The following is a 9,602-nucleotide window of genomic DNA, read 5'->3' on the forward strand; positions in this document are numbered from 1 at the left end:
ATATGATATGCATGATGATACACTTTTGCTGGATGAACACATAACTAATTCTGATGAAATTTATATGCGATCACACAGACTATTCCAGAGCACTCTCAAAAAATTTGTAAGGGATATTAACCTCCCTTCATCTATTCATAATCTAATCTACTTTCATCTCTACCCAGATAATAGAATATTAGAAATACCTTTTGTTTTTCATGAGCGTTTGTTTGAAATTCCATGGGAAGACTTTGATAATATTTTTCTATCGTATGAAAATTTAAAACATATGCCCTATCAGTTTGATATTGGGTTTAGAGATGCAGTGTATGCTTCTCTCTCTGGAGAATATACTCCGAATAAAAAATGCGTCGATCATATGTTGTTAAGAGAGGACTGGAGTAACTTGCCATGGCATTTGAAGCATCATCAAGATGGCGCTATCAGCTGGTTTTGTATTGATGTTCCAAAGTCTGAGTATGTTAAATATCATGGAGGAAACACTTTGGATATAATGCAGTTCTTGCATAAGAAAATCACCCACTTTCTCAGAGATGCAGCTTTCAATAATAAACGATCATATTTTAGCTATCAATTACCATCTGTCCCCACTGTTATTACTGATGATTTTTTGATGCATACTGAGGAATTTACCGTTTTTAAGCACTTTACTGTGGCCGAGAATAGATGCTTTCTTGCTATCTATGATCGTCATTATGAAACAAAATTAATTGCGGAGTATATAGGCCGCTCTCCTCGTACGGTAGAGGGGCTGATTAACTCAATGGTTGCTAAAACACATAGCCTAAATCGCTATGATTTATATATTAAAATAGCCAATGCGCATAACTATAAAAATCATATATACCAATGTTTTTCTCAGAATGTATCACTTTCTGATCCTTAGGAATAGCACACATCATTTTGACGAAATTCAGCTACAAAGACCCTCAAAAGAGATTTTTTCCTTAAACTAGCACTATTTCAATGCTTTCTAACTTATGGCTACTTAAAGTGCACGAAAGATCGCTAGGACATAAGTTTAGAAGCTAAATTATAGCTAAGGGGTAATTATGACTGGAAACTATCAAGCAATTCGGGATAATTTGTCTAGTAATTATGAGGCAATTAAGACTATTTTGATTGGTAAGGGTGATGCAATTACGGATGATGTGTCAGGGGCTACTACCATCAATAAAAATCTTGAGAGCGTGAGTGATTATCATTTGGTGTCCTTTTTAGCTCAGAATCTAAAAAATGTTAATTCTGACAGTCTAAGTGATGATTTTAAGAATAGTGTTATGAGCCTGCACAGAAAACAAAATCTTATCGCTGAGGAATATTCTAATGATCTTAAAGTTTATCGAGATAAAGATGAAAATAAAGATCTGAATGAAGCGCAAAAAACAGCTATAGTGCAATTAGTCGAAGCTAATTTGACATTAGGTGAGATTTTCGTCAATTTAAGTTTTGCTTTAGAGAATGCTGAGGGGGAAAAGCTAAGTGCAGATTTAGCCAATAAACTTACATCAACTTTCTTTGGTGATGAGGGTGAGGGAGATGTCCAAGAATTTATTCAAGAGTATCAAGCATTCTGTCGGAAGTATCACTCTACTAATCAGTATAAAAATCAAATTACAGACGTATATGCTGCTTTTACAAAGGGAGCTACTTTATCTGAACACTGGCTAACTGATCTAGACTTTAAGGATTTTTTTGGAGAAGGTAAATGTCCCCCAATACTATCTTGGGAGGACGGTGAATCTGTTATAAAAGAGGGAAATAAGGATAACGATTTTATTATTATTAACCTTGGGCGATCTCATTGGATATGTGCTGTTAAAGAAGAGGGTGAGAATAAATATACTGTTTATGATTCTCTGGCTCCCAATAATAACTTTGACAAATATAACAACAATAAAATTGCTTTAGCGCTTCAAAACAGCCTAAATTTACAGAAACTCCCTGAGCTCACACTTAATCATACAGGTCTTCAACAGGATGGTTATTCTTGTGGAACACATGTTATTAATCATTATCAAGACTATAAAAATAATAAGGGTGACGATTTCTCTATTAAGGTAAATAAAACTGAAAATCAAAAACCTAATGATGATAATAATGAGGACGAAGCTTCAGTATATAGTAATCTAAAAGAATATTTTCCAGTTTCTAAAGATACAGAGGAACTTACTCATGCTGATGTAGTTGCCACGATTCTAAATAATAAGCTTGAGTCTGAAAAATCAGATGTAAGTAAAATGCTTGTAGCAAGTTATGAAAGTCTTAAGAGTCTATATGAACAATGTAGCGATGAAGGTCAATATAAAAAGATTGAGAACGTGCTTAGTAACTATGAAAAATCTGACGATTATAAAGTACTAAGCGCTATTAATTCTTATCAAATCCCCACAGTTGAATCAGAGTCTGGTATGAATACCCTTATTGAAGGAATTTTTGGTCAGGTTGGCATAGTAAAATATGAAAAGATAACGGAAAACTCTGATAAATCAGTCAGTGGTTATAAGGCTACATTTGAAATAGATCATAAAGACAGTAAAGGCGAGTATCAGTTAAAGCAAGAGGTGGTTGAAGGTGGCAAATCTGTGACAACACTCTCAAGCAATGTCGTGTTTAATGATTTTAAAGATCAAGCGTTTAAACTATTCCAACCACTGTCACCTTCGATATTAAACCAAAATCAATCCCTAGCGGAATTAAAAGATCTCTCTGATAATGATCTTAATGCAATCATGAAAAAAATGCTTCAGCAAGGGCATGTCACATTGAAGCTACCCGATTCTGTATCTGGTGATAATGCAAAGAGCTACTTTGAGGATCTATTAAATAAAGGTGCATATATTCAGCTTTTAAATAAAGATGAGAGTTATATCAAGGCGCTAGATGCTGCGAAAAAAGAAGTATATGGTAACTCAAAAAATAAATCGGTTAAAACAATTGGGGAGAAGATAGAAAACTGGGAAGGGCAGCAGCTTTTTAAGGAAATCATTCAGAATTACAAATTTAAAGGTGGTAAAGCTACTACATCTACTGGCTTTAGAAACGACATCAATGACTTTAAACCCATGGATAAAGCTGAATTTAAAAAATGTTTATTTGGCTTATGCAAAAAAACAGGGCGTGTTGAGAGCTATTTTGCTGATAGGCTTTGTCAGAAGCTAAATACAGGTCTTGATGGTGATAAGTTAAAAGATTATTTAGGTATTGATAAAAGCTGGATCAATATCACACCTGAACAATTGCGAGCACAGCTAAACTTTTCTGAACAGTCATTGAAAATTGGCGCTTCAGGAGACAAGAACACGAATATTTTTCAAATTGAATCTGTAGCAAGTAAAAAGAACGAAGTCAAAAAAGATGAAATCAATGAAAATACAAGGTAGGAGAAAAAATGAAATATTACAATCCATTCACTCTAAGCCATGAAACCATTGTGACCTCTGAAAATTTAGATGGGTGGTATGAGAATGAGAGATCTAAATTAGTCCAGGCGATTATTGATCAAACATCTGATGTAGGGAAAAAACAAGCAGAAGAGGAGTTGAAAAATTTTGACTTGAAAGAAAAAATAGATTTTTTAACAGAACTGTACCTTGTTGAGACAGAAGGCGTTAAAACCACAGAGAATCCAACTGGTAGAGAATTTACGGTCAGAGCACTGTCTCAATATGAGCTTAATGGTGCCTCTAAATGCCCGATGACCGGTCAGACACAATATAAAGTGATTCCAGTGAATTTATATCAAACAGGTGGACAGCTACAAAACACTTTATTTATCTCTGACAATAATACGTTATTACTTAGAGAGGGGAGGATGACTTTAAATGAATTGCAGGCTGCAAACTTAGATGTAGATGCGCTGCAAACTCAAAGCTTTAATCAAGCAATTGGTTATCAAAATTTACAATTTGCCGTTAATGATATGAATCCAGTACTAGATGACGACTATTCAAACATCGATGAGGTTGATCTCGATTTAAATGAAATAGCAAATGAGATGCTTGGGGAGTTGGGCATACAAAACGAAGGGGTGCATAATGTGTCTTTTGAAGTTGAAGACCCTATTAAGGCGCGCATTATGGAGAGGATGGATGATACTGTAGGTTTTGATTTTCAAAGTCGTTTAGATATAGAAATGCTTATAGAAAACAACAATGAGGTAAGGGACACTTTTATCAATTTAGTAAGTGCATATAATCACGAGCTTAGCCCTAATGATAATCTTGTAACCAATGAAGTAGTGGACTATATACTTTCAAACCCTAATAATTGTAGTAACTTGGGAAAAGCAATTAGAAGGTTACATGATTGTAACCCAACACATCAAATTTATAACAGGTTTATATTAGAGTGTAGTGCTGAAAATCGGTTGTCATTAGCAACTGGGCTTGGAGAACTAACTACTATGATTGATCAATATAATACACAGACAAATCGGAATTTTATGATTTCACATCCTGGAGAAGCAGCTATTTTTCTTCGATGCATAGCAAATTTGGCTGGTGAGGCTTATTTTTCTTTTATGCGTGGACTGAGTAGTGACAATGACTATCAACCAAAAGTAATGCCTAATCCTGAACGGCTTTCTCGGTTACAAAACTATCCACAAAAGCTAAATGACTTTGAAAGGGTAACTGATATACTCAATGATGCTTCGCTAATCACAGAGCAAAATATTGATCAATTATTAAATCAATTTGCCCATATGTCTATGATTCAAGAAAGACTACTAGATCAATTGAGCTCAAACTCAGGCATAATAAGCCAACAGGATTTTAATAGTGTTATGAGCACAGAGTTTTTGTCAGAGAGTCAAAACTTACAATTTTTGAATGCATCGGTAGAGTTAAACTCACATCAGAGTAATAACCACCCAAGTTGAGCTGCCTTTAGTATTTTGGGCACTTCGGTAGTGTTCATTTAACTGTGTCAGTTTAATTTTAACTTGATTGTTTTCAATTCTACTGTTGAATGAAAATAGTTAAATGACTACTACCTTATTATGAAAACTCCATTGAATTGTTGTTGACTGTATTACTTGCAGAGTAATGGGAGAATATGCTGTCCGATGACATTTCAGAGGAGCTATCAGAGTAATCATATTTAAATGTAGTCATATCAGTTTTCTGTACCTCGGATATTGTCATAGAGCCCATATTGTTTTCTAGGTTAGTTTGAACTATATTCTCTTTGTTTCTATCTGTAACTGGCTCTAATAAAATTACTTTAGGTTTGAAATCCTTAATTAACTCTGTTGCTCGATCAAAGAAATTACTCATATCTTTATATAAATGTAAATCGGCAGATTCTTCAGTTCTCTCATTTTCATCATCTGTTGCGCAAGTTTCAATAGTAGCAAATGAACCATCTTGAAAAGTAGCAACTACATAAGCTGCATGGTAGCGGTAGATGCTATCTTGCGTATCAGGGATATCTGTTCCATGACCACATAATATCATGCCCGCTCTAAGTTTTAAGGTGTTTGAGTCAGGTTGATCATATCCCTCTTGATTTACAATATCTAACATTGAGTTATCTGACTTACCAAAAAGGGTGTTAGACTTATATGTTTTAGACATATATATAGGGTGATTCTCAGGAATCAAATTCTTCTCAGAACCTCTAGCTTCACGGATAATCTTGGGATGTTTTACTGCGGCAAAATCTATAATTTTTTTTAATTGTATAAAATCTTTTGAATACTCTCCAGTATATTCTAGATTGCTCGTGATCTCTCTTTTTGTGATGTTTTTTACAGTTTTTTTATCCTTACTATACTTATTACAGTAATCGCTGATTATTTTGTTTTTATTGCTTTCTGTAATGTTGTACCAAATATTATGATATTCAGCGAGGCGTTCTATCCTTTTTATATCATTATATGTATAATTATTTGCTACTTGTTCGGATGCTGCTAGACAGTCTTTAATAACGTCTGCTGACTGAATGTAAACAATACGGTTATTGTTATGCCCCTTATGAACATATCTTTTATCAACTGTACTTATTACTGAGTCGATTGTTTCCATATCATCTAGTCGTAGTTCAATACACTCGAGTGTTGCATAATCTTTGCCATTAACAGTATCTGATTGATTAGATACTTTTTTATCATCTTCACCGTAAACCAAAAAATTTGCCATATATTCACCTGTTGTTTTATAAAATTATAGTTTCATTAAAAGTTGCTTATGAAGTTTTATTTGCTAAGCGTAGAGTTTGCTTCTAAAGAAGGCTGTTGCTTATTAAGCTCATCCTTGAAAGCATTATTTATCGTTAAACTGATGCATGATGATGAGCTAGACATAATATCAGCTTTCGAATCTGTTAATCCACTAATATTAGCCTCGTAGTGAGGTAGCGCTTTAAGCTTGTTATATTCTTTTTCAGTGTCGATTATTTTAATATCAGCGGGATTATAAGGTATGCCTAGTTTTTTAAGCCTTCTCTCGATGCCTTGTTGTGTTTTATTGCTTTGATAAAAGTAAAAAACACACTCTTTTGCGCTTGTAGCCATTAACTCATCGAGTCCACTTTTTTCTCCTAAATTAGGTAGTGGACCTTTGAATAAAATATTGGTGTTTTTAAAATAGACAGACTCTGTTGTGTGAATGCTTGCTGACTCAACGCTATTATCATGTTGATAATTATCTTCACTAATATCGCTATTTGTTTTAATTTCTGGATCAATTTCTTTTACATCATTATCAAAGAGTAAAAATTCATCTTCTAGGTAAATAGATGTGGTTATGCTTTTTTTCTGCAGGCTAAGAAAAGGGTCAATCTCTTCTTTTAGTTGTATATCTAACGCTTTAGCAACAAGCTCTCTCAATGTATTTAAATAAAGGTTGCTTCCATTATCATTTTTATTTGTGTCAACATAAAGTGTGTTATAGCCCTTACTGAGTGCACATTGTATGTTCTTTTGATTATTATCAATGAGTATCAAATTTTCTTTATTATAGGAAAATTCCATACAAATTTGATCCATCGTTTTGGATTTATCCGCTTGTTGATTGTAATGAATAAAATCATCCTCTAGCGTAATACCATAATTTTCTGTTATAAATGTATCAATTTCTTCACGAGTGATATCACCATTCGTAATGAAGCCGATTTTACAGTTGCTTTTATATAGTGAATGCAGTATTTCTTGAGTTTTGGCTTTATTTAATACATAGCAATTGCCAAAATCTTCTCCATAGGGATTGCTAAGCGCTTTATCTAAGGAGACTTTTTTGTGTAGACTATCGACTCGTTGATCAATTACCAAAAGTGTTTCATCAATATCAAATAAGAATAATTTAGGCATACTTTCCTCCGTTTATTGGTTTGTGATAAAATAGAAAAACTAGCGTATAAGTGATATATAAGACCTAACGTTAGTCAAACTGTTGCGTTCTGTGACTGACTATTTTGAACTTGAATAACATTTTGTTGTTTTTGGAAAATATTAGGATCTTGCATTGCCTCTGTTAGTGTATTATCCAAAGGCTTTTGATTTTTTATGCATTGGTCAATATAGTCACGGTACTCTTTCTCACGCATCTTAGCAGTTTGTGCTTCTTTACTCTTTCCTACAAGAAAGTAATCAGATTGATACTCATTTCTAAAGTGCTGTTTAATAGAGCTATCGTCAAACTCGACCCTGATTCCTGCTTTATTGAATTTATCAAAGATTTCTTTATATTCTTCTTTGGTATTGAGATAGGCTAATCTAAGTTTAACCTTTGTTGGTTGAGGTGATGGAGAATTAGTATTATCTTCTTTAGCGATTTGTCTAAACGTTTCCCATTTTGTCTCTTCTGTTGGGCATTTATCAAGTTGATCTTTTTGCTTGTCAGTTAGACGGGTTAGTCTTTCTCTTATATCTCTCTTATAATTGTTTTGCTGAGTTTTTTTGACCTCCAGCATAAAATCTGCAAAGGCTTTTGGGTCAGCTGAGTTACTTTGAAACTGGCATGTGCCTTCTTTTGTTCTATGAACATGGTAAGTAGCATTATTATGGGTAAATGAGCTAAGGGAGCTTGCGTAGGAAATATTCTTTATCTTAAGGTTTTTGCTAAAGCTGGAAAGAAACTCCTCGAAGCCTTGTTTATCTTTAGGGTAAGTTCGATTCACTGTAAGCTCATTGCCATCTTTACGAAGGTATGGGTTGACATACTGTCTATCAGTTGGCTTGTGAATTTTATTATCTGGGTTTTCGCTGTTGTATCTCTCAATAGTCTCCTCTAAATTGATTTCTTGTGTTAAGGCATGACCATTAGGAGTGGCGGTTAAAAAAAAGTTTCTGAATTTTGGGATTGACATCAATGGTGTGATATCTAAATAGCCTTCCGTGCTATTTTCTTTTGCGAGTAGCTTATTATAAGCATCATTATCTCCATCGCTTTTTCTTTCTCGATCCGACTTATCAACTGGAATGATCTCATATTGACCATTTTCCTTCTTATAAGCATGAAATTTTAATTTGTTATCTGGTTCGTTATCTGTAAAGTTACACTTAAGCGCTTTTCCATTTATGTCTTGATAGCTAATTTCAGGAGATGCCTTAACGGTTATGTCTTGCTTTTTATCATTACTTGGCGCAGAAGATGCACTATAGAGTGGCAATTTAGGTGCTGCTCCCTTATCTTGAGGGTTTATACTTGGCTCTTGACTAGGTTGGTGCTCTGACAATGTAATGTTCATTAATTCATCTAATTGAGTATAGTGAAATTGCTTATTTTGAGTATTTGGAAAAAGTGTGTGATATGCATTTTCATCAAGATGATTCAATAAATCTTTTTGAATACAATAAGCAAGATTTTGATCACCATTAGGCGTATGTAAAAAGGCGTAGTTTTGTTTGTTTTTTTCATCTATAGTCTCTAGATCATAGCCGTTTTTGCCAATAGCAGAGATGGCATAGATTTGATCAGGAAATGAAAAGTCGTTAGGATTGGGTATTATATTTTCATTTTCTAATGTCTCTTTGATAAAAGTTTTAGCGCCAGCAAGGTCATGTTGAGCAATACTAAAGTGTGCTTGATTATCATATGTTTTCCATGCTGGTAGTGACCCTATGCGAAAGCTTGCTGTTGTAATGAGCTCAACTACCTCCCTATTAACTGATTCTATAAAATCAGCTTTATTTAAGTGATCTTGATGGAGTTTATCTAATTCTTCTTTTGCAGTGCTAGGATGATCGCTCTTTAATTTTTCGTAAAGCTCATTACTTTTTTTGGTCGCGATTGTTCTTTTAACTTTTTGTATTTCTAGTCTAATACGCTCTTTATCTTGATCATTTAACATGGGGGTATCCTGTTCACTTTTCCTTTATTATAAAATTACAGTAGCTCTTAAATTTAAACGCTTTTAGGGGGTATTTTGCGAGTGTTAAAATATTTATAGTCATAAATGTATAGACTCTGGATAGCTAGAGCAATCTCTCTAGGATTGAATCGTCAAATTGATGATCTTGTAAGGCTTCACTAGCCAGTATGAGTAAATCTAGCGTAGGCTAGTCGCCCCTGAAAAATTCCTTAAAGCTATATAAGTAGTGTGTTAGCACTTGAAATTTCGCAAGCTAAATTGCAAGATTTATGGTATCAACCATG

General features: G+C 33.9%; 6 protein-coding genes. 3 read left to right on the top strand and 3 right to left on the bottom strand.

Annotated elements, in window-relative coordinates; translation table 11 throughout:
• The first annotated feature begins 7 nt into the window (after positions 1 to 7).
• From A37Q_RS0107600 to A37Q_RS0107610, 3 genes are all read left to right on the top strand, one after another.
• On the top strand, positions 8 to 889 hold the full coding sequence (locus A37Q_RS0107600) for a hypothetical protein (RefSeq protein ID WP_018299684.1): 882 nt from the start codon (positions 8 to 10) through the stop codon (positions 887 to 889).
• Between the two features lie 166 nt (positions 890 to 1,055).
• Positions 1,056 to 3,386: a hypothetical protein gene (locus tag A37Q_RS0107605; protein WP_018299685.1), complete on the top strand. Its 2,331-nt coding sequence runs from the start codon at positions 1,056 to 1,058 to the stop codon at positions 3,384 to 3,386.
• A gap of 8 nt (positions 3,387 to 3,394) precedes the next feature.
• Entirely contained in the window at positions 3,395 to 4,885 is a 1,491-nt protein-coding gene (locus A37Q_RS0107610) for a hypothetical protein (protein WP_018299686.1), read from the top strand.
• 118 nt (positions 4,886 to 5,003) lie between these two features.
• Here A37Q_RS0107610 and A37Q_RS0107615 read toward each other — a convergent pair whose 3' ends face one another.
• From A37Q_RS0107615 to A37Q_RS0107625, 3 genes are all read right to left on the bottom strand, one after another.
• Positions 5,004 to 6,146 (bottom strand): hypothetical protein, encoded by a 1,143-nt coding sequence (locus tag A37Q_RS0107615; RefSeq protein WP_018299687.1) that lies wholly within the window; start codon positions 6,144 to 6,146, stop codon positions 5,004 to 5,006.
• Positions 6,147 to 6,202: 56 nt separating this feature from the next.
• Positions 6,203 to 7,315, bottom strand: a complete 1,113-nt coding sequence (locus tag A37Q_RS0107620) for a hypothetical protein (protein ID WP_018299688.1) — start codon at positions 7,313 to 7,315, stop codon at positions 6,203 to 6,205.
• A gap of 74 nt (positions 7,316 to 7,389) precedes the next feature.
• Positions 7,390 to 9,297, bottom strand: a complete 1,908-nt coding sequence (locus A37Q_RS0107625; protein ID WP_018299689.1) for a hypothetical protein — start codon at positions 9,295 to 9,297, stop codon at positions 7,390 to 7,392.
• Between the last annotated feature and the right edge of the window lie 305 nt (positions 9,298 to 9,602).

It is taken from the genome of Fangia hongkongensis FSC776 = DSM 21703 (assembly GCF_000379445.1).
Lineage (GTDB): Bacteria > Pseudomonadota > Gammaproteobacteria > Francisellales > Francisellaceae > Fangia > Fangia hongkongensis.

Bases quoted from the DNA above. Each gene is read 5' to 3' on its own strand.
- A37Q_RS0107615 (WP_018299687.1), bottom strand. From the start codon at position 6,146: ATGGCAAATTTTTTGGTTTACGGTGAAGATGATAAAAAAGTATCTAAT.
- A37Q_RS0107620 (WP_018299688.1), bottom strand. From the start codon at position 7,315: ATGCCTAAATTATTCTTATTTGATATTGATGAAACACTTTTGGTAATT.
- A37Q_RS0107605 (WP_018299685.1), top strand. From the start codon at position 1,056: ATGACTGGAAACTATCAAGCAATTCGGGATAATTTGTCTAGTAATTAT.
- A37Q_RS0107625 (WP_018299689.1), bottom strand. From the start codon at position 9,297: ATGTTAAATGATCAAGATAAAGAGCGTATTAGACTAGAAATACAAAAA.
- A37Q_RS0107610 (WP_018299686.1), top strand. From the start codon at position 3,395: ATGAAATATTACAATCCATTCACTCTAAGCCATGAAACCATTGTGACC.
- A37Q_RS0107600 (WP_018299684.1), top strand. From the start codon at position 8: ATGCATGATGATACACTTTTGCTGGATGAACACATAACTAATTCTGAT.